25 protein-coding genes and 1 pseudogene are annotated in these 22,124 nt (G+C 70.9%); 11 read left to right on the top strand and 15 right to left on the bottom strand.

All coding sequences use genetic code 11. From position 1 onward, the window contains the following. Both D0T12_RS16355 and D0T12_RS35360 read right to left on the bottom strand, forming a co-directional pair. Positions 1 to 86, bottom strand: a pseudogene (locus D0T12_RS16355) (IS5/IS1182 family transposase); the annotation flags it as partial. 39 nt (positions 87 to 125) lie between these two features. Then, complete coding sequence (locus tag D0T12_RS35360) at positions 126 to 293, bottom strand: hypothetical protein (protein ID WP_158581515.1); 168 nt, start codon at positions 291 to 293, stop codon at positions 126 to 128. Positions 294 to 518: 225 nt separating this feature from the next. Here D0T12_RS35360 and D0T12_RS16360 point away from each other — a divergent pair, with 225 nt between their 5' ends. Continuing rightward, positions 519 to 1,058: a pyridoxamine 5'-phosphate oxidase family protein gene (locus D0T12_RS16360; protein WP_325050815.1), complete on the top strand. Its 540-nt coding sequence runs from the start codon at positions 519 to 521 to the stop codon at positions 1,056 to 1,058. Between the two features lie 68 nt (positions 1,059 to 1,126). Here the strand turns inward: D0T12_RS16360 and D0T12_RS16365 are convergent, their stop codons facing one another. Together D0T12_RS16365 and D0T12_RS36570 are read right to left on the bottom strand one after the other, a co-directional pair. Further along, positions 1,127 to 2,008 carry a TIGR03620 family F420-dependent LLM class oxidoreductase gene (locus D0T12_RS16365; RefSeq protein WP_233526105.1) on the bottom strand — a complete coding sequence of 294 codons (882 nt, stop codon included), beginning with the start codon at positions 2,006 to 2,008 and terminating at the stop codon, positions 1,127 to 1,129. Then, positions 2,005 to 2,931: an NmrA/HSCARG family protein gene (locus D0T12_RS36570; RefSeq protein WP_117400486.1), complete on the bottom strand. Its 927-nt coding sequence runs from the start codon at positions 2,929 to 2,931 to the stop codon at positions 2,005 to 2,007. Before D0T12_RS36570 ends, D0T12_RS16365 begins: the two co-directional genes overlap by 4 nt. 117 nt (positions 2,932 to 3,048) lie before the next feature. Here D0T12_RS36570 and D0T12_RS16375 point away from each other — a divergent pair, with 117 nt between their 5' ends. From D0T12_RS16375 to D0T12_RS34885, 4 genes are all read left to right on the top strand, one after another. Continuing rightward, on the top strand, positions 3,049 to 3,627 hold the full coding sequence (locus D0T12_RS16375) for a TetR/AcrR family transcriptional regulator (RefSeq protein WP_233526106.1): 579 nt from the start codon (positions 3,049 to 3,051) through the stop codon (positions 3,625 to 3,627). A gap of 225 nt (positions 3,628 to 3,852) precedes the next feature. Continuing rightward, positions 3,853 to 4,236: an ArsR/SmtB family transcription factor gene (locus D0T12_RS16385; protein WP_117400488.1), complete on the top strand. Its 384-nt coding sequence runs from the start codon at positions 3,853 to 3,855 to the stop codon at positions 4,234 to 4,236. Continuing rightward, positions 4,233 to 4,751, top strand: a complete 519-nt coding sequence (locus D0T12_RS16390; RefSeq protein WP_233526107.1) for a DUF3703 domain-containing protein — start codon at positions 4,233 to 4,235, stop codon at positions 4,749 to 4,751. The genes D0T12_RS16385 and D0T12_RS16390 overlap by 4 nt, the downstream gene beginning before the upstream one ends. A 611-nt stretch (positions 4,752 to 5,362) precedes the next feature. Continuing rightward, on the top strand, positions 5,363 to 5,704 hold the full coding sequence (locus D0T12_RS34885) for a hypothetical protein (RefSeq protein WP_147339526.1): 342 nt from the start codon (positions 5,363 to 5,365) through the stop codon (positions 5,702 to 5,704). Positions 5,705 to 6,130: 426 nt separating this feature from the next. On the opposite strand, the gene D0T12_RS16395 is transcribed toward D0T12_RS34885, so the two are convergent. Both D0T12_RS16395 and D0T12_RS16400 read right to left on the bottom strand, forming a co-directional pair. Beyond that, on the bottom strand, positions 6,131 to 6,544 hold the full coding sequence (locus D0T12_RS16395; protein ID WP_117400489.1) for an SgcJ/EcaC family oxidoreductase: 414 nt from the start codon (positions 6,542 to 6,544) through the stop codon (positions 6,131 to 6,133). Between the two features lie 91 nt (positions 6,545 to 6,635). Further along, entirely contained in the window at positions 6,636 to 7,592 is a 957-nt protein-coding gene (locus D0T12_RS16400; RefSeq protein ID WP_117400490.1) for a sigma-70 family RNA polymerase sigma factor, read from the bottom strand. Positions 7,593 to 7,837: 245 nt separating this feature from the next. On the opposite strand from D0T12_RS16400, the gene D0T12_RS16405 reads away from it, so the two are divergent. After that, positions 7,838 to 8,143 (top strand): alpha/beta fold hydrolase, encoded by a 306-nt coding sequence (locus D0T12_RS16405; protein ID WP_147339527.1) that lies wholly within the window; start codon positions 7,838 to 7,840, stop codon positions 8,141 to 8,143. A 118-nt stretch (positions 8,144 to 8,261) separates the two neighbouring features. Here the strand turns inward: D0T12_RS16405 and D0T12_RS16410 are convergent, their stop codons facing one another. The 3 genes from D0T12_RS16410 to D0T12_RS16420 are packed head-to-tail and all read right to left on the bottom strand — an operon-like array spanning position 8,262 to position 11,493. Continuing rightward, positions 8,262 to 9,005, bottom strand: coding sequence for an ABC transporter permease (locus D0T12_RS16410; protein ID WP_117400492.1), 744 nt, complete (start codon positions 9,003 to 9,005; stop codon positions 8,262 to 8,264). Then, entirely contained in the window at positions 9,002 to 10,531 is a 1,530-nt protein-coding gene (locus D0T12_RS16415) for a DUF1349 domain-containing protein (RefSeq protein WP_117400493.1), read from the bottom strand. Before D0T12_RS16415 ends, D0T12_RS16410 begins: the two co-directional genes overlap by 4 nt. Beyond that, positions 10,528 to 11,493 (bottom strand): ATP-binding cassette domain-containing protein, encoded by a 966-nt coding sequence (locus D0T12_RS16420; RefSeq protein ID WP_199487501.1) that lies wholly within the window; start codon positions 11,491 to 11,493, stop codon positions 10,528 to 10,530. The genes D0T12_RS16415 and D0T12_RS16420 overlap by 4 nt, the downstream gene beginning before the upstream one ends. Positions 11,494 to 11,635: 142 nt before the next feature. On the opposite strand from D0T12_RS16420, the gene D0T12_RS16425 reads away from it, so the two are divergent. Both D0T12_RS16425 and D0T12_RS16430 read left to right on the top strand, forming a co-directional pair. Continuing rightward, complete coding sequence (locus tag D0T12_RS16425) at positions 11,636 to 12,298, top strand: response regulator transcription factor (RefSeq protein ID WP_117400494.1); 663 nt, start codon at positions 11,636 to 11,638, stop codon at positions 12,296 to 12,298. Then, positions 12,295 to 13,401, top strand: a complete 1,107-nt coding sequence (locus D0T12_RS16430) for a sensor histidine kinase (protein ID WP_117400495.1) — start codon at positions 12,295 to 12,297, stop codon at positions 13,399 to 13,401. Before D0T12_RS16425 ends, D0T12_RS16430 begins: the two co-directional genes overlap by 4 nt. A 259-nt stretch (positions 13,402 to 13,660) precedes the next feature. Here D0T12_RS16430 and D0T12_RS16435 read toward each other — a convergent pair whose 3' ends face one another. After that, positions 13,661 to 14,128 carry an Lrp/AsnC family transcriptional regulator gene (locus tag D0T12_RS16435; protein ID WP_117400496.1) on the bottom strand — a complete coding sequence of 156 codons (468 nt, stop codon included), beginning with the start codon at positions 14,126 to 14,128 and terminating at the stop codon, positions 13,661 to 13,663. An 81-nt stretch (positions 14,129 to 14,209) separates the two neighbouring features. Here D0T12_RS16435 and D0T12_RS16440 point away from each other — a divergent pair, with 81 nt between their 5' ends. After that, positions 14,210 to 15,166, top strand: a complete 957-nt coding sequence (locus D0T12_RS16440; RefSeq protein WP_117400497.1) for an EamA family transporter — start codon at positions 14,210 to 14,212, stop codon at positions 15,164 to 15,166. 136 nt (positions 15,167 to 15,302) lie between these two features. Here D0T12_RS16440 and D0T12_RS16445 read toward each other — a convergent pair whose 3' ends face one another. The 3 genes from D0T12_RS16445 to D0T12_RS16455 are packed head-to-tail and all read right to left on the bottom strand — an operon-like array spanning position 15,303 to position 17,247. Beyond that, positions 15,303 to 15,488 carry a hypothetical protein gene (locus D0T12_RS16445; RefSeq protein ID WP_147339528.1) on the bottom strand — a complete coding sequence of 62 codons (186 nt, stop codon included), beginning with the start codon at positions 15,486 to 15,488 and terminating at the stop codon, positions 15,303 to 15,305. Positions 15,489 to 15,532: 44 nt separating this feature from the next. Beyond that, positions 15,533 to 16,306, bottom strand: coding sequence for an ABC transporter permease (locus D0T12_RS16450; RefSeq protein WP_117400499.1), 774 nt, complete (start codon positions 16,304 to 16,306; stop codon positions 15,533 to 15,535). Continuing rightward, positions 16,303 to 17,247, bottom strand: coding sequence for an ATP-binding cassette domain-containing protein (locus tag D0T12_RS16455; protein WP_117400500.1), 945 nt, complete (start codon positions 17,245 to 17,247; stop codon positions 16,303 to 16,305). The genes D0T12_RS16450 and D0T12_RS16455 overlap by 4 nt, the downstream gene beginning before the upstream one ends. A 315-nt stretch (positions 17,248 to 17,562) precedes the next feature. Here D0T12_RS16455 and D0T12_RS16460 point away from each other — a divergent pair, with 315 nt between their 5' ends. Next, positions 17,563 to 18,321: a helix-turn-helix domain-containing protein gene (locus D0T12_RS16460; protein ID WP_117400501.1), complete on the top strand. Its 759-nt coding sequence runs from the start codon at positions 17,563 to 17,565 to the stop codon at positions 18,319 to 18,321. 149 nt (positions 18,322 to 18,470) lie between these two features. Here the strand turns inward: D0T12_RS16460 and D0T12_RS16465 are convergent, their stop codons facing one another. Then, positions 18,471 to 19,358 (bottom strand): NAD(P)-dependent oxidoreductase, encoded by an 888-nt coding sequence (locus D0T12_RS16465; protein WP_117400502.1) that lies wholly within the window; start codon positions 19,356 to 19,358, stop codon positions 18,471 to 18,473. Between the two features lie 158 nt (positions 19,359 to 19,516). Here D0T12_RS16465 and D0T12_RS16470 point away from each other — a divergent pair, with 158 nt between their 5' ends. Beyond that, positions 19,517 to 19,876 (top strand): winged helix-turn-helix transcriptional regulator, encoded by a 360-nt coding sequence (locus D0T12_RS16470; RefSeq protein WP_117400503.1) that lies wholly within the window; start codon positions 19,517 to 19,519, stop codon positions 19,874 to 19,876. Between the two features lie 1,140 nt (positions 19,877 to 21,016). Here the strand turns inward: D0T12_RS16470 and D0T12_RS16480 are convergent. Continuing rightward, complete coding sequence (locus D0T12_RS16480; RefSeq protein WP_117400505.1) at positions 21,017 to 22,018, bottom strand: helix-turn-helix transcriptional regulator; 1,002 nt, start codon at positions 22,016 to 22,018, stop codon at positions 21,017 to 21,019. Positions 22,019 to 22,124 lie beyond the last annotated feature (106 nt).

Below are 22,124 nucleotides of genomic sequence, written 5' to 3' on the forward strand. Positions count from 1 at the left end.
CCCTGCGGCCTCCTCGGAGCGGGCGGCACCACCCGCTGGAACAGCTCCCACAACTCCTCCGGCACCAGCCGCTCGACCATCTCCACGGCCGCAGACTACCGGCGCCAACCCAAATGAGATGACGTCTAAGTGAGCGAGACGAACTCGCCGCCGACGAGTTCGAGGACCACGGTATCCGGTAGCCGGATCGGCCCTTCGTCGGAGACGGCACAGAGCCGCCAGAGCGCCGCGATCTCCACGCCGAGAAGGTGTTCGCGGTACTGGTCAAGGAAGCGGGTTTCTTCGGACGTCATGATGTCGCAAGTCGGGGAGGCGCAGCCCGATCGACCAAGGTCATCCATACTCCGAGGCCGTCCCCAACACGACGATCACCCTAACGAATAGCAGCCGGCCCGCGCCCCCATAACCCCGTCGCAAAACCGTACCCACGATGGTGATGTCGTCAGCGAGAGCGATCAGCCGACGCTCTGTTCGGCTCGGGCGCGGGTCGGTGTGAGCCGGAGGGAGGCCAGGTCTCTGTGACGGCCTGGCGCCCTGTCTCATCGAGGCCGGCGTGCGCGCAGGTGACGCGAGCGAATGTCGGTCCTGGTCGTCAGACTGCTGGGATGGCGACGTGGGAACAGTTCGAGGCCGAGGCCGATGAGCTCGCATCAGTGGTGAAGGTCCGATTCCAAGGAGCCAAGACCCACATCCTGGCGACGTTGCGCAAGAACGGGGCGCCGCGGGTGAGCGGAAGCGAGGTCGACTTCGTTGCGGGGGAATTGTCGTTCGGCTCGATGTCGAACGCGGTGAAGGCTCTCGATCTGCGGCGGGACGGCCGGTGCGCGATCCACGCGCATCCGGGTGAGGGCGGTGACGTCAAGGTCGCCGGTGTCGCGGTCGAGGTCACCGACCCTCGGGAGAAGCGCGCCTTCACCACGGGTTCTGAGCCCCCCGGCGATTTCCATGTGTTCCGTCTCGATCTCCACGAAGCCGTGGTCACGGCGGTCGAGGACGACGAGCTCGTGATCCGGCTCTGGCGCCCCGGCCGCCCAGTGGAGACCTTCAGACGCACGTGATCACCGGGATGCGCCACCGGGGCTTACCCGAGGCTTGAGGAACCCAGGAACCGCGGTCGGTGCGCTGGTCAGTTCGGGAGATGCGCGGCGAGTTCCTCCCACTGCCGTATGGGCGGGACATGTGCTTCGGCGGTCAGGAGGTGGAGGCTGACGTGGTCGGCTCCGGCGTCGAGGTGTTCGTGGACGCGGTGGGCGATGTCCTCGGCGAGGCCGTGGGCGACGATCGCGTCGACGAGCCGGTCGTCGAGCGCGTCCGGGGAGGGGTGTCCGAGACCGCGCAGCAGGTCGCGGCGGTTGGGGAGGGCGGCCTCGGCCGTGGTGCGGGCCAGTTCGCCGGTGTGTTCGCGGTCGTGGCCGAGTACGCACAGTTGGGTGACGGCGAGGAGGCGGTCGTCTCCGAGGGTCTTGCGGGCGGTGGAGGTGTATTCGGTGGGCATGCCCAGCACGGTCGCGCCCTGGGTGCGTTCGGCGGCCAGCGCCAGCATGCCGGGGTCCAGGGCGGCCAGTACGCGGTGTGGTGAATTCGTCGTGGCGGGTGGTCCGAACGGGGCGGTGTCGAGCGCGTCGAGGTAGGAGCGCATGGTGGCCAGGGGCGGTCCGAAGCGGTGGCCGCGGATGTCCTCGGCCAGGCTCGGGTGACCGTCCCACAGGCCGAGCAGGAATCGTCCGTGGAAGGCCTCCTGGAGGGTGCGTTGTGCGGCGGCGGCCGTGACCGCGTCGCGTGCGTAGATGTCGGCCATGCCGGCGGCCACGGTGATCCGCCGGGTGGCCGCCAGCAGAAGAGCGGCCTGCGCCATGGCTTCGCGTCCCGTGGTCTCGGGGAACCACAGGGTGCCATAGCCGAGATCTTCGATCGCGGCCGCGGCCTGCCGGACATCGGCGGCGGAGAGGAGGTCGAAGTCCCCCGCCCAGATCCCGACACGTCCGAGGCCGGGTGCGCGGGGGCTCACGCGCCCTGGCCCGCGGTGCGTGAGGAGTTCATGAACACCGAGATCTGGGCGGCGCCGGTGCGTTCCAGCCAGGTGGAGAAGTCCATCGCGGCAGGGTGGATCCGCCGGGTGGCCGCGATGTCCGCGCGGTAGCCGCGTTCGTTGAGCCATTCGTTGGCATAGGCGAAGTCCTCGCTCAGGTTCCGGATCGCCTCGATCGGGATCTGGACGTAGGGCAGCGATATCCCGAGCGCCTCGCCGATGGCCTCGGCGACCTGGACCGGGGTGAGTTCGTCGGCGGCCAGGGAGACCGCCCGGCCGATCCACTCCTCGGGGTGGCGGAACGCCAGCTCGGTGATGAAGCCCACGTCGTCGACGGCCATGATCTGCTGGGCCGTGTCCGGTGCGAGCCCGGTGGTCAGGGTCCCGTTCCGCAGCGCGTATCCGCCGGTGAAGTTCTCCATGAAGGAGACCGGCCGCAAGATCGTCGCGGGCAGGCCGAGATGGGCGATGTGCTGCTCGATCCGCCACTTGCTGACCAGGTTCACCGGCACCTTCTCGGTGGGGTGGCGGTCCGCGCCGGCGACCGAGGTGAACACCAGGTGCCCGACGCCGGCGTCGTGCGCGGCCTCGGCGACGTTCACGCCCCAGCGCACCTCGTCCTCGGTCGTGAAGTCCGGCGCGGTGCCGGGCGAGCCGACCGTGGGCTGGACGCTGAACAGCCCCCAGGCGCCCTCGGCCGCCGCGGTCACGGAATCGACGTCCTCCATTCGCGCCCGGACCACCTGCGCGCCGACCCTCGCCAGCGCCTGGGCCTGTATCCCGTTCGGGTCCCGGGTGAGCGCACGCACCTGCCAGCCACCGCGCAGCAGGTGGCGCGTCACGGCCCTGCCCTGCAGGCCGGTCGCTCCCACCACCACGACGGTCTTGTTCGTCGGCGTCACTGTCTCTCCCTCGCGTCCGCGCAGAAGACGAACCGCCCTTAAATGGGGTGGTCCACCGGTTATCGTCCGCTACGATATGGAGGACCGCCCCATTTATCAAGTCGCCAGGAGTGCCCAGTGTCCAAGGACGCCGCCGTGCCGCCCCGCCAGCGGATGCGCGCCGACGCCCGCCGCAACGTCGACCGGATCATCGCCGCAGCGGGCGCCCTGATCGCCGAGCACGGCGCCGATGCCTCCTTGGAGGAGGTCGCCCGCCGCGCGGGAGTCGGCTCGGCCACCCTGCACCGGCACTTCCCCTCCCGGCAGGCGCTTCTGGAGGCGGTCTTCAAAGATCGCGTGGAGGCTCTGTGCGCCAAGGCCGACGACCTGCTCGGCGCCCCCGATCCGGGCGAAGCGCTGCTCACCTGGCTCCGCGCCGTCGGCGCACACGCGGTGGCCAACCGGGGCCTGGGCGCGTCACTGATGGGCGGCGGCGACCCGACCCTCGGTAGTACCTGTCATGACATGATCACCAACGCTGGCGATGCCCTCCTCGCTCGCGCCCGAGCGGCGGACGCCGTGCGCCCTGACATCGCCATCACCCATCTGTTGAAGCTCGTCAGCGCCATCGCCCTGGCCACCGAGCAGGAACCCGACGGCCCCGCCGAAGCCGACTGTCTGCTGGCGATCGCCATCGACGGCGTACGCCCACATTGAACCTGCCACTCACAAAGTACGTCGGGGCCAGACCGGCGTTGATCGTCTGAACCGGGACAATGAACCGCAGCCCGTTGACCGAGGCCGGTAACCCGCCGCCCCACAGGCACACGATCGTGATCGACCGCTGGGCTTCGATCGCGTTGGCCGCGGCATGGGTCTCGACTTTGACACACCACGGCCAAGGCATATCATCGCGTTGTGGTGATTGATTCCGATTGTGGAATGACTTCGTTGGACGGGCTGGCGCCGGCGGCCGCGCTGTTCCACTCGCTGGCCGATCCGGTGCGGTTGTCGATCGTGCAGCGGCTGGCGCGGGGCGAGGCGCGGGTGGTGGACCTGACACGGGAACTGGACATGGGCCAGTCGACGGTGTCCAAGCATCTGGCGTGCCTGCGCGGCTGCAAGCTGGTGGACTATCGCGCCGAGGGGCGCCAGTCGTTCTACTTCATCGCCGTCCCGGAACTGCTCGACCTGCTGCGCTCGGCCGAGCACCTGTTGGCCGCCACCGACCGTGCCGTGGCGCTGTGCCCGACCTATGGCGCGGACGGTGACGCGCAGGTGGGCGGGCGTGGGCCTGAGGACCTCGGGGGAGCGGCGCGACCATGACGGCGCTGCCGCCGCGGACGTCACCCGGCCTTTCTGTGAGACGCCGCGCGCTGCTGGCGCGGCGGGCCCGGTGGTTCGTGGCCGCGACCATCACCTACAACCTGGCCGAGGCGGTCGTGGCGATCGGCGCGGGGACGCCGGCCTCCAGCGGAATGTTCGGTCGCACGATGCCCGCGCAGGTGCGGGACGCCTATGCCCGTGAGATGGCCGCCGCCCGCACCGCAACCGACCCCGCAGCCCGGTGGAGGCACCTGGAACGCGCGCACATCCTGTCGCAACCCTGGCCGTGGCCGCACACCCGCAACCACATCGCCATGCTCGCCCTCGCCCTGGCTCAGCGCGACCGTCGCGAGGCGCTCGGGCAGGTCATGCGCATCGTCGTGGCCGCGCCCGGCTCGGCCCTGGGTCGCTATCCCGAGGGCAACACCGGACGTGCCCGCGTCGGCCTCACCCGGCCCATGCCCGTCCCCGACGACCTTGCCGCCCTGCTCGCCCGAGGTCGGCGCGGGGTCTGACGACGTGCGTGAGACACCGGAGACGCCGGCGTCGCGTGCCGGCGGTCGCGGACTCGTCGGTCGAGAACGCGACGCAGCCCGGCGCTGGTGGCGGCGCGGGGAGGCCTGGCGTCCCGGGTGAGCCCGAGTCGCGCGACACGCCAGGCACGTGCGGGGCGCCGATGCCCAACACCTGATCGTCGACGACAGTCGGTCGGGTCGCGCCGTGCGGGCGGTCGAAGATAAATCGGTTTGTGGCCGGGACTGTGAACTACGGCCCTGCGCGGAGGCGTCCGTTCGCCGCCGCCTCGCCGCACGATGACGAATCTTGGGCCGGGCGCTGATCGGACGGCCGATGGCGGCCGAGATCGGCTCGTCCGCGATCGGCCTCCACGCTGACCTGCTCCTTTTTGACCGCGCCCCCGCCACCGACGTGACGGCGATCCGTGGCGTCCGCACCGTCCTGTCCCCAAATGTCCCGTCGATACCGCCCACACGCGCACAACCTCCGATTAAATGATCAGGTGCAACGTTCCACAGCCAAGTCCCTCAGCAGGATCACCCGCTGTCTCATCTGGGTCACCCTGGTGATTCTTTGGGCCGTCCTCGTGGCTCCCGGCCTATGGACGTACGTGACGGGCACCGAGACCAAGGCCTTCGTCGAACGATGCGATTCCCGCAGCGGCGCCGGAAGGACGGGAACTGTAACGACTTGCCACGGCTCGTGGGTTGTCGACGGCGTCCGCCACACCGGCAAGATCGACGGCGCTCGCCGCGCCGACCAAGGCAAAGAGGTCTCGGTGCGCGCGAACGGTTCCCGGACCACGAACGAGAAATCTCCGGGTTTCGCGCTTCAAACGACCGGCATCCTTCTTGCCATCGGCCTCGTCAACCATGTATGGGTCATTCCTCGAACCTTCAAGGCATACACGAGCGAGGAAGAGTCGCGAGACGATTCCGCAGCGTCTCAATAGCCGGTCTCCCCGGGGCTCGCCGCCACGGGTGAGCCGGACTGACGTGCAAGAACTCCACGTCTGGTTGGACGATGCCGGTTCCGCTGGTGGAAAGGACGCGGCACGGCAGCAGTGCCTGCGCGAGGGGCGCGGCTCTCAGGTAACGGCCGATCCCCGCGGCGGGCTTGTGCCCTTCTTCAGCCAGTCGACGTCGTAAGGCCCGCCGCGTACCGTACGGCACGCTGGCCGGGCCCGTCCCGAGGCCGGAGCCTAGGACGACCTGTCGGAGGCAGTCCACTGGGCCGGACAGTGACTACCCGTCCATCGGAAATAGCGGAACGGTCGTTGGTGACGGCCGGCTTCCGGGGAATCCGGCCGTCACCCGCCGCGCACGCGAGAAGCAGGGCGTCTTACCACCGAATTGCAGGGTGTTCCGTTGGAGGCGGACTACTTTTCGGGGGTCAGGGTCGGGCTGTTGTGGTAGGCGGCGATCAGCCATCGGGTGTCGCGCTTCTCGAAGACCCAGGTGGCGTTCACCTTGCGGTGGTCGTCGGTGATCTCGGTTTCGCCGGGGAAGAGAATGGCGGATTCGCTGATGACGATCGCGGCGTCTTGGCCGAGGAAGCGGATGCTGAGCTGCTTGTCGTAGGTGGAGCTGCCCTTGAGGGGGCCCGCGAAGCCCTGGGCCATGCTGCGGCGGATCGTCTCGCGGCCGTCGCGGAGTGAGCCGGGCAGGATGGCGGTCGCGTCCGTGGTGTAGTCGGCGACCATGCCGTCGGCGTCTCCGGCGGCCCACGCCTTGTAGGAGTCGGCCAGCACGGCCTGGATCGCGGCCTCGTCCTCGACACGGGTGTTCGGCATCGGGTTCTCCCTTGTGATCGGCTCGCCCGGGGTGTTCCGGTGAGTTCGCCGATACATACCTGCGGGGTCGCCCGAACTCATCGCACCGTCGTCAGGGATTTTCGGTGGGCAGGTCGAAGGCCGTGAAGACTTCGGTGTCCTGGAACACCGAGTTCCGACTGATGCCGCTGGGGGTGACGGTGAAGATCTGGAGCGTGTGCAGCCGGTACGCGTCGCCGTCCCGCCGGTAGGCGGCGAATCCGGGCTGGCCGCCGTTGGCGGTGACCTCCTTGAGGAGCCAGTCCTTCCCGGCGGCGCCGAACACCCGGTCCATGAACAGCCCGTAGTTCTCGCGTCCGGTGAACCAGTTGAGCATCGGCGGCATCTCCATGAGGACGTCTTCGGTGATCAGCCGTTTGAGGGCCTCGACGTCGGCGAGTTCGAACGCCTTCATGTAGCGCTCGACCCAGGCGCGCTGTTCGGCCGCGGACGGCTCGCCGACCGATTCCTGCCGGATCCCGGTGTCCTTCAGACGGGCACGTGCCCGTTGCAGGGAGCTGTTCACCGACACGACGGTGGTGTCGAGGATCTCCGCCGTCTCGGACGCCGGGAAGCCGAGCACGTCACGCAGGATCAGCGTGCCGCGCTGCCGCGCCGACAGATGCTGCAGGGCGGACGCGAACGCCAGCCGCAGGCTGCTGCGGTCGATCACGGTCACGGCCGGGTCGCCCGCCCCCAGCAGCGAGTCCGGCAGGGGCTGGAGCCAGGCGTGCTCTGCCGGGACGAGCGGCGCGAGCGGATCCGACGCGTCCACCAGCCCCGACGGCAGTGGCCTGCCGCCCCGGGCTCTAAGCGCGGTCAGGCAGGCGTTCGTCGCGATCCGGTACAGCCAGGTCCGCAGCGAACCGCGCGTCTCGTCGTAATGGGCGCGTGCCCGCCATGCCCGCAGATACGTCTCCTGAACAAGGTCCTCCGCGTCGTGGACGGACCCGAGCATCCGGTAGCAGTACGCGAGCAGCTCCGTCCGGAACGGCTCGATCCGACGGTCGAAGCCCTCTTCCCCCGACATCACGCCACGCCCCTTCTCCCGCCGCCCCGGCAACCATTATGGGCGGGCAGGTCACCTATGAAGTGCGGTGACGCCGTGGAAGTCGGCACGTACATGCACCGCCGTTCATCGTCGATGAGTCCCGGCCTCCGGCGCCCGCCGGCTATGTCGAGCATCAGCGGGCCCTGGTCGCGGCGGGCCGGCGCGGTGAGGCCGTCGAGTACTTCATCTCCGAGGTGGTCGGGGTTCCGGCCGAGTTCCTCCCGATGATGAGGCAGGACCCGTCCTGGGACGGGATGGCCGAGTACGCCCACACCTACGCCTACGACGGTGAGATCCTGAGCGGCCTCCAGGACGGCAGGCCACTGCCCGCCGACCGCTGGTCGATCGACGCGCCGATCGCGGTGGCCGTCGGTGGCAACGGTGAGGCCTTCATCCGGGAGGGCGCCCACGCACTGGCCGCGATCCTGCCGGATGTCACCGTGCTGACCTTGCCCGACCAGGACCATTCCGCGTTCTGGACGGTGCCCGAACCGGTCGCCGAGCAGGTGCGCGCGTTTCTGCGGGGCTGACGACCGCCGGCGACCGGTCGCCACGTTGGACCACCCTGGGCGGACGAGGCAGCGCGGTCGCCGAAAGGTCCTTGACCCGGGCAGCGTGAGACCGGGGTGACGTGGTCCGGTCGGCGGGTCAGGCGTCGCGGATGTGCAGGAGCAGGCCGCCGGTGAAAAGCGCGGCGGCGGCCCATCCGGCGGTCACGGCGAGGCCCGTCCAGGGGCCGATCGGCAGGTCGTCGAGGCCGGTGGTGGCCTGGACGGCGAGTCCGGCGCTCATCGGCCCGGCGCGTTGGAGGAGCCGCTGCGCCTGCGGATCGCCGATCACCTGGGCGAGGACGGGGAAGAGGTAGAGCACGCCGAGGACGGTCCCGATGCTGGTCGCGGAGTCCCGCAGGATGGTGGCGAGGCCGAGGCCGAGCAGGGCGATCAGCGTCAGGTAGAGGATCGAGCCGACGGTGGCGCGCAGCGCCGGGCCGTCGACCGGGGACGGGGCGGGCAGGATGAACCGTCCGGCCAGCAGCGACCCGAGGACCGCGACGGTCCCGGCCGCGGTGACGACGCCGGTGAGGGTGACGGCCTTGGCCGCCAGGGTGACGGTCCGGCGCGGCGTCGCCAGCAGGGTGGTGCGGATCATGCCCGTGCCGTACTCGCCGGCGATGACCTGGACGGCCAGGACGGCGACGAAGGCCTGGCCCAGGATGACGCCGGTGAGGCTGAGCCTGGTCGGGTCGCCGCCGCAGGTCGGGGACGTGCAGGTCGCCACCGAGGCCGCCGCGGCGCTCAGGGCCACGGTCGCAGCGACGCCGCCGAGCAGCAGCCGGAGCGGGGCGGAGACGGTGCGTATCTTCGTCCATTCCGCGTGCAGGGCCGATCTCACGCGTCCCTCCTGCGCAGCAGCACGGCCGCGACGGCCAGGGTCACCGCCGCGTAGGCGGCCAGGACGGCGAACCCGGCCCCGGGCGCGAGCGGGTAGTAGCCGTTGTACGGCGTGTAGATGCTCGTGACCTGGTGGGGCCGTTCGAGGGTCTGCTGGACGGAGAAGGCCGCGGCCGGCGTCACCCGGGCCAGCCAGTTCGAGGCGTCCGCGGGCATGAACGGGACGGCCGTCAGCAGGTGGGGCAGCACGAGGGCCACGATGGCGGCGGTGACCGCCCCGGCGCCGTGCCGGAGAACGGCGCCGAGGGACAGGGCCAGGATCGACGCGGTCGCGAGCGTCGCCGCGGTTCCGAGTTGGACCCGCAGTTCGGTCGCGGACGTCGCCGGGAAGACGTACACGCCGTTGGTGCGGGCGAGCCGCTCGCCGAGCGGAACCGCCAGGAGGGCTCCGGCCAGCCCGGCGGCGAAGGTGACGCCTCCCAGCACGACCGCCTTGGCTAGCAGCACCCGGGCCCGGCTCGGGCCGGCGGTCAGAGTGAGGCGGATCAGGCCCGTCCGGTACTCGGTGGTGATGGATAGCGCCGCGACAACGGTCACGGCGACGAGCGCGGCGAACGTGCCGGTGAGGATGTCGGCGAGGGTGCCGCCGGTCGGGAGGGTCTCGCGGACGGCGGGCGCCACGTCGCCGGCGCCGGTGACCGTGAGGCGGCCGCCGGATCCCGTGAACGAGCCGGTCGTGTTCGCCAGGTAGCCGGCGAACGTGGGGGAGTCGGGTCCGACCTGCTCGCCCGTCCACCCGCCGCCGCCGTGGCCGTGGACGCGAAGGTCCTCGAAGACGGCCGTGGACACGGTGCCGCGGGTGCCCATGCCGTGCACGGACGGTGGTGACGCGACGAACAGCCCGATGTGCGCGGTCGGTCCGAGGCCAGTGACGTGGACGGTGCGAACCTTCGTCCAGTGCGTGCCGTCGGTGGAGGCGTGGCCGGTGATCGTGTCGCCCGTGCGGTCCAGCCGCAGCCATCGGGGGGACGCGGCGGTGGCGGGGCCGGACGGGCCGGCGGTGTCGTGGACGTAGCCGTCCTGCATCCGCACGCCGTGACCGCCGGTGACCATGATCGCGGCGTAGGGGGATCCCGGGCGGGTGCCGTCCTTGATGATCAGTCCGGCCTTCGCCCAGGGCACGGCACCGGGCCGCAGGTCGGCGGGGCCGGTGGGGATGAGGCTGTGGAGCGCGGACACCGAGACGGTGACGCCGCCGTTCCCGGTCAGCGGCCGGTGCACGAAGTAGAAGCTGTCGGTGACCGGCCCGCCGCCCGGTCCGATCGGGACGGGCGGCGCGTCCTTCTGGTCGGCGCTGATTCCGGCGAGGGCGGCGAACAGTACCACCAGCAGCGCCGCCGTCACGGTGCCGGACACCCAGCCCGGGACCGTCCGGAACTTGGTCCACTCCGCGTGCAGCACCCGCGGGAAGCCGTCCCGCCCGGACTCGCTCCCGCCGGGCCGGTGCGGCGTTGCGGTGCGGGTCATCGTGGTGCCTGCGGGGAGGTGGGGAACTCGACGGTCTCGCGGGTGAGTTCCAGGTACACGTCCTCAAGGGTGGCGCGGTGCGCCGTGACCTCGGTGAACGGCACCGCGTTCCCGCCGAGCAGCGTCACGATCCGTTCCGCGGGCAGGCCGGAGACGGTGACGGTGTCGGGGCCCGTGTGTGGGCCGGTGGCCGTCACGGTCGCGCCGGCGCGCGTGAGGATCCGCGTGGCGTGGGCCGCGGCGGGGGTCCGCAGGACGACCCGGTCGCCGGAGGCGGCCGCGAGGAGTTCGGTGACGGCGGCGTCGGCGACGGCCCGGCCGCGTCCGACCACGACGAGGTGGTCGGCGATGTCCTGCATCTCGCCCATCAGGTGGCTGGAGACCAGTACGGCGCGGCCCTGGGCTGCCAGGGACCGCAGGAGGCGGCGCGTCCAGATGATGCCGTCGGGGTCCATGCCGTTGAACGGCTCGTCGAGCATGAGGGTCGGCGGGTCGCCCAGCAGCGCCGCGGCGATTCCGAGGCGTTGCCGCATGCCGAGCGAGTAGCCGCCCGCCTTGCGGCGCGCCGCCGGTGTGAGGCCGACCTGGTCGATCACCTGGTCGACCCGTCGCGCGGTCAGTCCCTGCGCGTGCGCCAGCCAGAGCAGGTGGTCGCGGCCGCTGCGGCCGGGGTGCGGGGCGGCGGCGTCCAGCAGTGAGCCGAGGTGGTTCAGTGGACGCCGCAGGCTCCGGTAGGGCCGTCCGTCGACGAGCGCCGTGCCCGCGTCGGCGGCGTCCAGCCCGAGGATCACTCGCATCGTGGTGGACTTTCCGGCCCCGTTCGGCCCGACGAGGCCGGTCACCAGTCCCGGTCGGACGGTGAAGGACATGCCGTCGAGGGCCGGGGTCGTCCCGTACCGCTTGCGCAGCCCGGCGACGACGATGCCCGTCGCGGCGGGTTCACGGATGGCAGTCGGTTTCATGCCGACGGTTGTACGCGGCGCCCGGTCGCGGCCCGGTCGCGGCGGCCGCGACCGGGCCGCGACCGGGGATCTGGCATCGTCGGATCATGGCACCTCCACCCGGCGGCAGGTTTGTCCGCGCGTCGATCGGCGGTGGGCGGCGGTGAGGGTCCTGGTCGTCGAGGACTTCGAGATCCTCGCCCGCTCCATCGGGACGGGGTTGCGCCGCGAGGGCATGGCCGTCGACGTCGTCCTGGACGGGACCGGCGCCCTGGAACGCCTGGCCGTCACCCGTTATGACGTCGTGGTCCTCGACCGGGACCTGCCCGGCGTGCACGGTGACGAGATCTGCCGGCGGCTCGCCCACGGCCGGTGCGCGACCCGGGTGTTGATGCTCACCGCGTCCGGCACGGTCGAGGACCGCGTCGACGGGCTCGGTCTCGGCGCCGACGACTACCTGCCCAAGCCGTTCGCGTTCGCCGAACTGGTCGCGCGGGTCCGCGCGCTGGCGCGCCGGGCGACCCCGCCGTTGCCGCCGACGCTGGAGTGCGGGGACATCACCCTCGATCCGGCCCGCCGCACCGCGTCCCGGGCCGGTCGTCGCCTGGACCTCAGCCCGAAGGAGTTCGCGCTGTTGGAATGCCTGCTCGCCGTGCCCGGCGTGGTCCGGTCCGCCGAGGAGCTGCTCGAACGGGTCTGGGACGAGGCCGCCGACCCGTTCAGCAGCGCCGTCAAGCACACCATGCGCCGGCTGCGGGCCAAGCTCGGCGACCCGCCCGTGATCGAGACGGTCCGCGAGGGCGGCTACCGCATCGGGCCGTCATGACGTCCCGGCGGCCGGCCGGGAGGTCGCTGCGGGCGCGGCTCGCGCTCGGGTACGCGGCGGGCGTGTACGCCGCCGGGGTGTTCGTGCTCGTGCTGGTCGTCGTCCCGCTGGCCAGCGTCGACGCGGCCGGACCCGAGGGCCGCCCGGTGTCGGGCGTGACCAGCGGGTCCGGGCCCGGGTTCGGGCTGGGCCGGCTCTTGGCGGGGTCGGTGGTCGCCCTGGTCGTGTTGGTTCCGGTCGCGTGGGCGCTCGGCTGGTTCGTCGCCGGACGGTTCCTGCGCCCGCTGCGCGCCATCACCGCCACCGCCCAGGTCATCTCGGCGGGCGATCTGCACCGGCGACTCGACCTCGGCGAACCGGTCGACGAGCTGACCGAGCTCGGCGGCACCCTCGACGATCTGTTCGCCCGCCTGCAGGCGGCCTTCGACGCGCAGCGCCACTTCGTCGCCAACGCCTCCCATGAGCTGCGCACCCCGCTCGCCGGGCTGCGCACCCTGTTGGAGGTCGCCCTCGCCGACCCGGGCGCCGACACCGACTCCCTGCGCGCGGTCTGCCGGGACGCGCTGGAGCTCGGCGCGCACCAGGAGCGGCTCGTCCGGGCGCTGCTCACCCTGGCCACGGGCGAACGCGGCGTGACCCGCCGGGACGCCGTCGACCTCGCCGACGTCGTCGAGGGGGTGCTCGCCTCCCGCCGTGACCAGGCGGCCGAGCGGCGCGTCGCCCTCACCTGGCGCCTGGCGCCCGCGGTGACGGCCGGGGACCCGGGGTTGCTCGAAGCCCTGGTCGCCAACCTCGTCGACAACGCCGTCCGCCACAACCACGCGGGCGGGCAGGTGGACGTCACCACGGGGACGTCCGGCGCGCGGGTGGCGCTCACGGTCGTCAACAGCGGCCCGGTCGTCCCTGCGGACCAGGTTCAGCGGCTCTTCCACGCCTTCGAGAAGCTGGCGCCTGGCCGTCAGGACGGCCACGGTCTGGGTCTGGCGATCGTCGACGCCGTCGCGCAGGCCCATCGCGCGTCCCTGACCGCCACCGCCCGCCCCGAGGGCGGCCTGTCCATCACGGTACGGTTCGCGCACGGGCCTCGTCCGACCCCTCGTTGAAGGAACAGCGGACGGCGAATCGCCTGCTCGTGATGGTTCGCCCGATCCCGGCCGCCCGCCGCGCGGCTCGGAAGAAGCCGCGTTTCCACCGGGCGCGGGCTCGGCCGTCCTGCGGGGCGGCCACCTCGAAGACCTCGGTCAGACGGGGCGGTCTCGCGGCCACGTCGGAAAGGGCCGTGTCGAACTCGACGCACCGGCAGGCCGGTACCCGCCCGAGGCCTTTACCGGGCGGTGGCGTCGGCGGGTCGGGCGTGTGCGGTCACCGGGGGCCTGAGGCGTCGACGCCCAGCGGGCGTTCGAAGACGGTGCGCAGCACGATGGTCGTGCTGGTCCCGGTCACCGAGGGGATCGCGCGGATGTGGTCGAGCGTTTCCGCCAGCGGACCGGTTCCGGCCACGCGCACCTTCAGCCAGTAGCAGTCCTCGCCCGCCACCTCGTGCACTTCCAGGACGCGGGGATCGCCGGCGAGCGCCGCGTTGACCTCCGCCTTGGCCGACATCGTGAACCGCAGAGCCACGAACGCCGTCGTGTCGGCGTCCACGCTCGCCGGATCCAGGGCCGCGTGATAGCCGGTGATCACCCCGTCGCGCTCCAGCCGTTGCAGCCGGTCGCGCACCGACGGCTCCGAGAGCCCCACGGTCGCGGCGAGCGCCCGGATGGTCTGCCGGGCGTCGGACGTCATCTCTCTCAGGATCGTCCGGTCCACCTCGTCCAGCTGTCTGCTCATGGTGAGAACTTGCCCTTCATGGGAGATCAACCTTATCTTTCGTAGCCGTACAGTCCAATTCGCCTTGGTTAGTGAGGCTACATGTCTGCTGTCCCTAATTTGCCTCACCGGCCGGTGGTCGCGTGGCTGGCGTTGGTCACCGTGTGGATCGTGTGGGGGTCCACCTATCTGGCGATCCGCGAGGCGGTGGACACGATCCCGCCGCTGCTCATGGCCGGTGTCCGGTTCCTGACGGCCGGGCTGGTGATGTTCGCGTTCGTCGGCCCGCGGCACGCTCGCGGAGCCGCGCGCCCGACCGCGGGGCAACTGCGCTCGGTGCTGATCATCGCCGCGCTGCTGCTGGTCGGCGGCAACGGCCTGCTCAGCGTCGGCGAGACCCGCCTGGACTCCGCCGCGGCGGCCCTCATCGTCGCGACCGTGCCGGTCTGGATGGTCCTGATCAACGCGGTGGTCACCCGGACAAGGGTCACGGGCACGATGACGCTGACGCTTCTGCTCGGCACGGTCGGGGTCGGTGTGCTGATCGGCGGTCCCGGTGCCCGCGTGGACGTGCTGAGCGCCGCCGTGGTGCTGTTCGCGTCGGTGTGCTGGGCGGCGGGCTCGGTCTGCTCCCGCCGCGTCCCGTTGCCGTCGCACCCGATGGTGGTGACGGCGCTGGAGATGCTCGCCGGCGGGTTGCTGCTGATCATCGCCGCCGCCGTGACGGGCGAGTTCGGCCGGCTCGACCTCGCGGCGATCACCACCCGTTCCATCGTCGGCCTCCTCTGGTTGATCGTCGCCGGCTCCATGGTCGCCTTCACGGCCTATGTCTACGCCATCGCCCACCTGCCCACCGACACCGTCGCCACCTACGCCTACGTCAACCCGATGGTCGCCGTCGCGCTCGGAACCCTGCTCGCGGACGAGGTGCTCACCGCGAACCTGGTTCTCGGTGGAACCGTCATCATCGCGGCGGTGGTCCTCAACGTCGGCAAGGCCGTCACGCGAACACCGCGGCCCGTCCTCCCAGCGCCCGCCGAGGAGAAGCCCGGCCGATGACCGATCGCGCGTGTCCCCCTGGAGAACGGCCGTCGACCCGCGGCTGCGCCGGGCCCGGTCTTACCGGCCGGAACGTTGACGTGCGATGACCAAAGCGCCACCCGCTCCGGCGGCGGTGACGATCAGGCGGGGACGATCAGGCGGGGACGACGCCGACGGCGAGACCGGTCATGCGCGGGCTCGGCCCGGTCGAGGCCGACTGGCCGGGGCCGCCGGCCCCGGCCTCGCGTACGTGCAGGATCTCGAGCGGTGAGGTCCCGTCCGGAGTGTGGCCTGGGTGACGCGCCTCCCGGAGATGCGTCCGGGCCTCGGTCCGACCCATGTCTACGCCCCCCCGGGGGGGGGTGACGGCCGTGTTGATGCGGTTCACGTTCGGTTGAAGGTGTGCCTGGCCCAGAGGTAGGAGACGGCGGCGATGCCGATGCACCAAGCGGTGGCGATGGCGGCGCTGTTACCGATGGGGGTTCCGAGCAGGAGGCCGCGGACGGTCTCCATGACCGGGGTGAAGGGCTGGTATTCGGCGAACCAGCGCAGGACGGTCGGCATGGAGTCGGTGGGGACGAAACCGCTGCCGAGGAAGGGCAGCAGGATCAGGGGCATGGGGGCGTTGCTGGCGGCCTCGGGTGTCGAGGACCTCATTCCGAGGGCGACCGACAGCCAGGTGACCGCTATGACGAACAGGGTGAGCAGCCCGGCCGCGGCCAGCCACTCGACGGCGGTGGCGTTCGGGTCGAAGCCCATGGCCAGGGCCACGCCGATCACGGCGGCCATGCCGAGCAGTTGCTGGACGACGGCGCCGACGACGTGGCCGGTGAGGACCGAGGCACGGGAGATCCGCATGGTGCGGAAACGGGCGATGACGCCCTCGGTCATGTCGGTGGCGACCATGACGGCGGTTCCGGTCGCGGCGGTGGCCACGGCCATGAGCAGGACGCCCGGGACGACGTAGTCGATGTAGGCGCCGCGGCCGCCGCCGAGTCCGTCGCCGAGAGCGCCACCGAAGACGTAGACGAACACGACCAGGATGACGACGGGCGTGAGGATCAGCTGCACGGTCATGGACGGGTAGCGGACCAGGCGCTTGAGTTGGCGCCGGACCATGGTGGAGGAGTCGCGGGTGGCGAGGGTGAGGGCGCTCATCGGGTGGCCTCCGTGTGCTGACCGGTGAGTGTGAGGAAGACGTCGTCGAGGTTGGGGGTGTGCACGCTGAGGTCGGCCGGTTCGATACCGGCGGCGTCGAGCAGGGCGAGCAGTTCACGCAGGGACGCCACACCGCCGTCGGAGGGGATCCGCAGCGTGAGCCGGTCGTCGTCGGCCGGGTCCACGAAGCCCCGGCCGAGCGCGCCGAGCGCACGGTTGAGCGCGTCGTCGCCGGTGAACCGCAGCGCCACGTGGCCGCCGGGGACGCGCCGCTTGAGCTCTTCGGCGGTGCCTTCGGCGATCAGCCGTCCCTGGTCGAGGACGGCGATGCGGTCGGCGAGTTCGTCGGCCTCCTCCAGGTACTGGGTGGTGAGGAAGATGGTGACGCCGCCCGCGACCAGGTCCCGCACGATTCGCCACAGGGAGCGGCGGCTGCGCGGGTCCAGGCCGGTGGTGGGCTCGTCCAGGAAGATCAGTTCGGGGTCGCCGACCAGGGTCATCGCCAGGTCCAGCCGTCGCCGCATCCCGCCCGAGTAGGTGGAGGCGGGCCTGCGCGCCGCTTCGGCCAGATCGAACCGGTCGAGCAGTTCGGCCGCCCGGCGCCGGCCCTCCCGGCGCGGCAGGTGGTTCAGGTCGGCCATGAGCCGCAGGTTCTCTTCACCGGTCAGCAGCTTGTCGACCGCGGAGTACTGGCCGGTGACCCCGATCGCGCCGCGGACGTCGTCCGCCTGACGCGTCAGGTCGAAGCCCGCGACCGTCGCCTCGCCGCCGTCCGCCCGGATCAGGGTCGACAGGATCTGCACCGCCGTCGTCTTACCGGCCCCGTTCGGCCCCAGCAGGGAGAAGACCGTTCCCCGGGGGACCGTCAGGTCGATCCCGTCCAGCACGACCTTGTCGCCGTAGGACTTCCGCAGCCCGCGTGCTGTGATCGCGTCGCTCATCGGTGACTCTCCTTGAAGGCTGCGGGCGACGGTGCCGCCGTGGGCGGTTCGAGCGTCCGGGGAGGCCGAGGCGCCCGGGTGGTGAGCTTCTGCATCGCACTTCTTTCGCAGGTCGTTTCGAATAATGGAAAGCTACGTTGCCTTCTCTGTTCGAGCAACAAACTCGTTGCATGGAGAGTGTGTTATCGCAGGTTAGTCGCGAGAAATCGTTGCGATAAGCTTCAGCTCAATGCAATGACCAGACGCTCGGATGTTGCAATGAGCTGAGTGGGAACGCTAGGCTGCGGGCGGCGGAGGTCGTCGAAGGAGGTCGCGGTGCCGGGAGGCCGACTCACCCAGCAGGAGCGTCAGCAGATCGCGGTGGGCTTGGCGGACGGCCTCGCCTACGCGGAGATCGCCCGCCGCCTCGGCCGTCCGACCTCGACGATCACCCGTGAGGTGATGCGGAACGGCGGCCCGACCGAGTACCGCGCCGACCTGGCCCATCGCGCCACCGAGCTCCGCGCCCGCCGACGCGGGTCCGCCCCGTCCCGGGGGACGGAGCCGGTTCCCCAGCCGCACGGACGCGACGCGGAGGCCGTGAGCGAGTTCGCGGAGGTCTTCACCACCGTCCTCATGGCGTCGGGTGTGCCCAAGATGATGGCCCGGGTCCTGACCTGCCTCACCATCACCGACTCCGGTAGCCTCACCGCGTCCGAACTCGTCCGGCGGCTGCGGGTCAGCCCGGCGTCCATCTCCAAGGCGATCACGTTCTTGGAGAGCCAGGGCCTCGTCCGCCGTGAACGCGACGAACGCCGCCGCGAGCGCTACATCGTCGACGACGACGTCTGGTTCCGGTCGATGACCGCCACCATCCGGTCTCTCACCCAGATCATCGAGACCGCCCGGCAGGGTTCCGCCGTTCTCGGCGCGCACACCCCCGCCGCCGTCCGGCTGGAGAAGACCGCCCGCTTCCTTGAGATCGTCAGCGAGGGCACCGTCCGCGCCGCCGAACAGGCCCGCGAGGTCCTCCACATCGGGCCTGAGACGACCTCGGACGGCACCGCCGACCCGGGTTCAGCAGCCCGCGAGTAGACGACGGGGCTTGACCAGCAACCGAACGGCCAGTCACGTTAAGGAGCCGTGGGACGCCTTTTGTCGTGACTGGCCGTAGGTAGGCGGTCGCTGGAAGGTTGTGGCGGCGGTTTCCTTCACCCGGAGTCCAGTCGACCGGGGGTAGGGGGTCAGGCCGGTTGTTCCGGTCTCTTGAGCACTTCGGTGAGCGCGGAGATGCTGTGGTCGCCATGGCCGGCCTCGGCTGCCCGCCTCACCAGGTGATGCAGGGGCGCGAGCCAGGAAGTGTCGACGTTGGTCTCCCTGCCCAGGTCTTCGTCGTCGGGAATCCCGGCTAGGAAGAGGTTCACCGAGGAGGCGGCATCGGTGTAGTGGCCGTTGTCGATTTCCTGGGCGTAGACCGGCAACAGGTTGGTGATCATGTCCAGCCATTTGCCGGTGAAGCGGACCATGGAGCTCACCTGCAGGCCGCGCGCCTGGATGGCGGCGGCGCCCTGGAAGAAGCCGACCAGCGCGGGCAGCAGGAGGGCGCCCACCGCCATTTCGTAGAGAGCGGCCAGGTCGGTCTCGTCGCCGAGGTGGACGGTGTCGCCGCCCAGCGCCTTCAACGTCGTCTCGAACTCCTCGAAGACGGTCTTGTCGCCGCTGTAGTACAGCAGGGTGTCGTGGGCTCCCACGGCCGAGGGCACGTTCTTGACCGCCCCGGCCAGAAAGCGCGCGCCGTGGTCGGTGGCCCAGGCGGCGGTTTCGCGGGCACCGGCCGGGGAGCCGCTGTTGAGGGTGACGAGGGCTCGTCCGCGCAGTGACGCCACGGCCGGCTCCAGAGCCAGCCGGGTGTCCTCGAAGGTGGTCAGGCAGGTGACGACCAGCGGGCTTGCCGCCACCGCGTCGTCGATGGCCTCGGCGTGCGTTGCCCCCATGGCGATGAGAGGCGCGGCCTTGGCTGGGGTCCTGTTCCAGACGGTGGTCGGATGTCCGGCCCGGACGAAGGCCTCGGCCAGTGCTGTGCCCATCGCACCCAGTCCGAGGACGGTGACCGGGGTCGGGTGATTTCCCATCAGATCCAAGCTCCAGGGTCGCAAGAGAAGAGTCGGAGTCGTGCGCCGCCGATGCCCCTAACGGTCCTGGGGAGGCGCCCGGTCCATGCTGGCGGCTACACGGATATTGACTCAAGTACCTACTATTTCATCAGGTACTAACAAAGATGTAAGTGAGGATGCTGGTGGAGAAGACGAACAAGCGGACGTTTACCTGCGGGCTCGATGCCGCCATCGCCGTCATAGGCGGCAAGTGGAAGGGACTGATCCTTTTCGCCCTGCAAGACGGACCGCTGCGTTTCGGGGCGCTGCGGCGCGCGGTCCCTGGCATCAGCGAGCGCGTGCTGATCCTGCAGTTGCGGGAGATGGAGACCACCGGGCTCCTGCACCGCGAGGTCTATCACCAGGTCCCACCGAAGGTGGAGTACTCGCTGACAGAGTTCGGGCACTCCCTCAACACCGCCATGGCGTCACTGGGGGAATGGGGCGAGCAGAACATCACCCGCATCGAGGGCATCCCGTGGGACCGAGTCCGGTGATCCTCCCGGTGAGGAGCCCCGAGAAGCCGGGGGTGGTCCACTGCGCGGTCATCGCCGTCAGCGGGACGATGACGGCGATGATGAGCAGCGTGTAGCCGCCGACCAGGGATCCCGTTCATGCCTGGGAGGTTGCGGGTCGTCGCTGATCTGCGGTAACAGGCCCATCGGGAGGGTTTCGGCGGTGATGGTGGTCAGCGCGGCCGCGAACAGCGCGGCCAGCCCGGCGGGCCCCTTCTTGAGGGAACCACGTACGCGCGAAAAGGGCAGCGGCTCGGTCGGGCCTGCTGCGGGATCCTCAAGAAGCCAACGTTTTTGTAGATCTTGAAGCCGATCCCCGGAAGGCCCGCCAAGCCTTCAGATACCCCTTCACCAACATGGGCCGTTCAACGCAGCAACCCCCGCCCGTCCGACGCCATCCGCATCGGAGCGACCAGTCACGACGAGACGCGCCCGCCGGGCTCCTTAACGTGACTGGCCGTTCGATTGCCGCTTAAGCCCGACGACCGTCCCCCTCGCCCATCAGGGATTCGAATGTCGCCGCCGTCCGGGCCGGGGTGCGGTGGAGGGACGCGGTGATCGGTCGGAGGCGCGCATGCCACAGGGAGATACTGGGCCCGGTTCGTCCGGTCCGTTGACGCCGACGACCCCCGCGCGCTGGCGACGGGGCCGTCGTGGGCGGCTGGGGGTGGGCGGCGTGGAGGAGTGTGTAGAGGTGCGCCGGGTCGCCGGTGGCGTTGCCCGAGCATCCGCTGATCGAGTCGCGTTCATCCCGCTCCGGGGCCGGTGCGTGGCACGCTCGCCGAGGCGGCGCGGACCCGCCGGATCGTCGGGAAGGCCGTCGCCTGCTCTTGGGGACGCATCGCCCCGCGTCAGGGAGGAGTGGACCGGGGAGCGCCACCTTGCCCGGACCCACGCCCTCGCCTTGCTCCTAGCCGTCTCGCCGCAGGCGCCCCAACTCGTGGACGTCATCGCCCGACGCGTCGGCGTCCTCGTGAGGGGGACCCCCGGCACCAGCCGCTCCGCGTAGGGCGTCGACAACGTCGATGTCGAACTCCTCGGCCTGCCCACCCGCACCGGATTCGAAGACGCCATCAGTCTCTGGTGTGTCGAAGGGCATGGGCGCTGCTGGGTGAGGCGAACTCAGTCCTGTGTGCCGGGTCGCGTGGCTTCTGGTCGCGGGGCGTAGAGGGCGGCGATGGCGGTGGCGCGGGCGCGCAGGGAGTCGCGCAACCACTGCGGGGACAGGGCTTCGGCGTGCGTGGTGAGCTGCCACAGGGCCCATTCGGCGTGTCTCGCGTCCTGGAAGGTCGCCTCCAGTCGCAGCCGTCCGTCGGCGTCGGTTCGTTCGTCGCGGACGGTCAGGGCGGTGTCCGCCAGGTCCTTGCGGCGTGTCGGGTCCACGCGGGCCAGGACGGTGACCTGGTCGCCGCCGGTTCGGAACCGCGTGCCGCGTTCCTGCCAGGCCCGGTCCAGGTCGACCCGGTCCGGTCGTTGCGCGGGTTCGTCGAGTTCCTCGGCGGCCCGAATCCGCGACAGCCGGTAGGTGCGGTCCGAGCCGGATCTGGTGGCGAGCAGGTAGCCCTTGTCGCGGACGGTGACCAGGCCGATCGGGTCCACCGTGCGCCATGTGGGCGGCTGGTCGATCGCCGCGTAGTGGATGCGCAGCTTGTGTCCGGCGAGGACCGCGCGCCGGACCTCGGCCACGACGCCGTCGGGAACCTCGTCGGGGACGGGACGGCGCGAGAGCAGGTCGGTCTCGGGGTCGATGAGCAGTCGCTCGGCCGCGCCGGCGGCGGTGGTCCGGTGGCCTTCGGGGAGCGCGTCGACGAGCTTGCGCATCGCCGAGGCGAGCGCCGAGCCGAGTCCGAACGCCTGCGCGCCGCGCCGTGACCCGGCGACCAGCAGGGCGAGGGCCTCGTCGTGGTTCAGTCCGGTGAGCTCGGTCTGGAATCCGGGCAGCAACGTGAAACCGCCGTGCCGGCCGCGTTCGGCGTAGACCGGGACGCCCGCGGCGGACAGTGCCTCGATGTCGCGCAGGACCGTGCGGGTCGACACCTCGAGCTCGCGGGCCAGCGCGGGCGCCGACATCCGACCGTGCCGCCGCAGCAGCAGCACCAGTGAGACCAGCCGGTCGGCGCGCATACGAAAAACCCTACAGAAATACACGACAAGAGATGTCGTGATTCGTTGGGAGGCTTGTCGATGTGACGAACGAGGCGTCGGCTCTCGGGCCGGCGAGCTCGGGTGA

The organism is Actinomadura spongiicola (assembly GCF_003432485.1).
In the GTDB taxonomy this organism is placed as follows: domain Bacteria; phylum Actinomycetota; class Actinomycetes; order Streptosporangiales; family Streptosporangiaceae; genus Spirillospora; species Spirillospora spongiicola.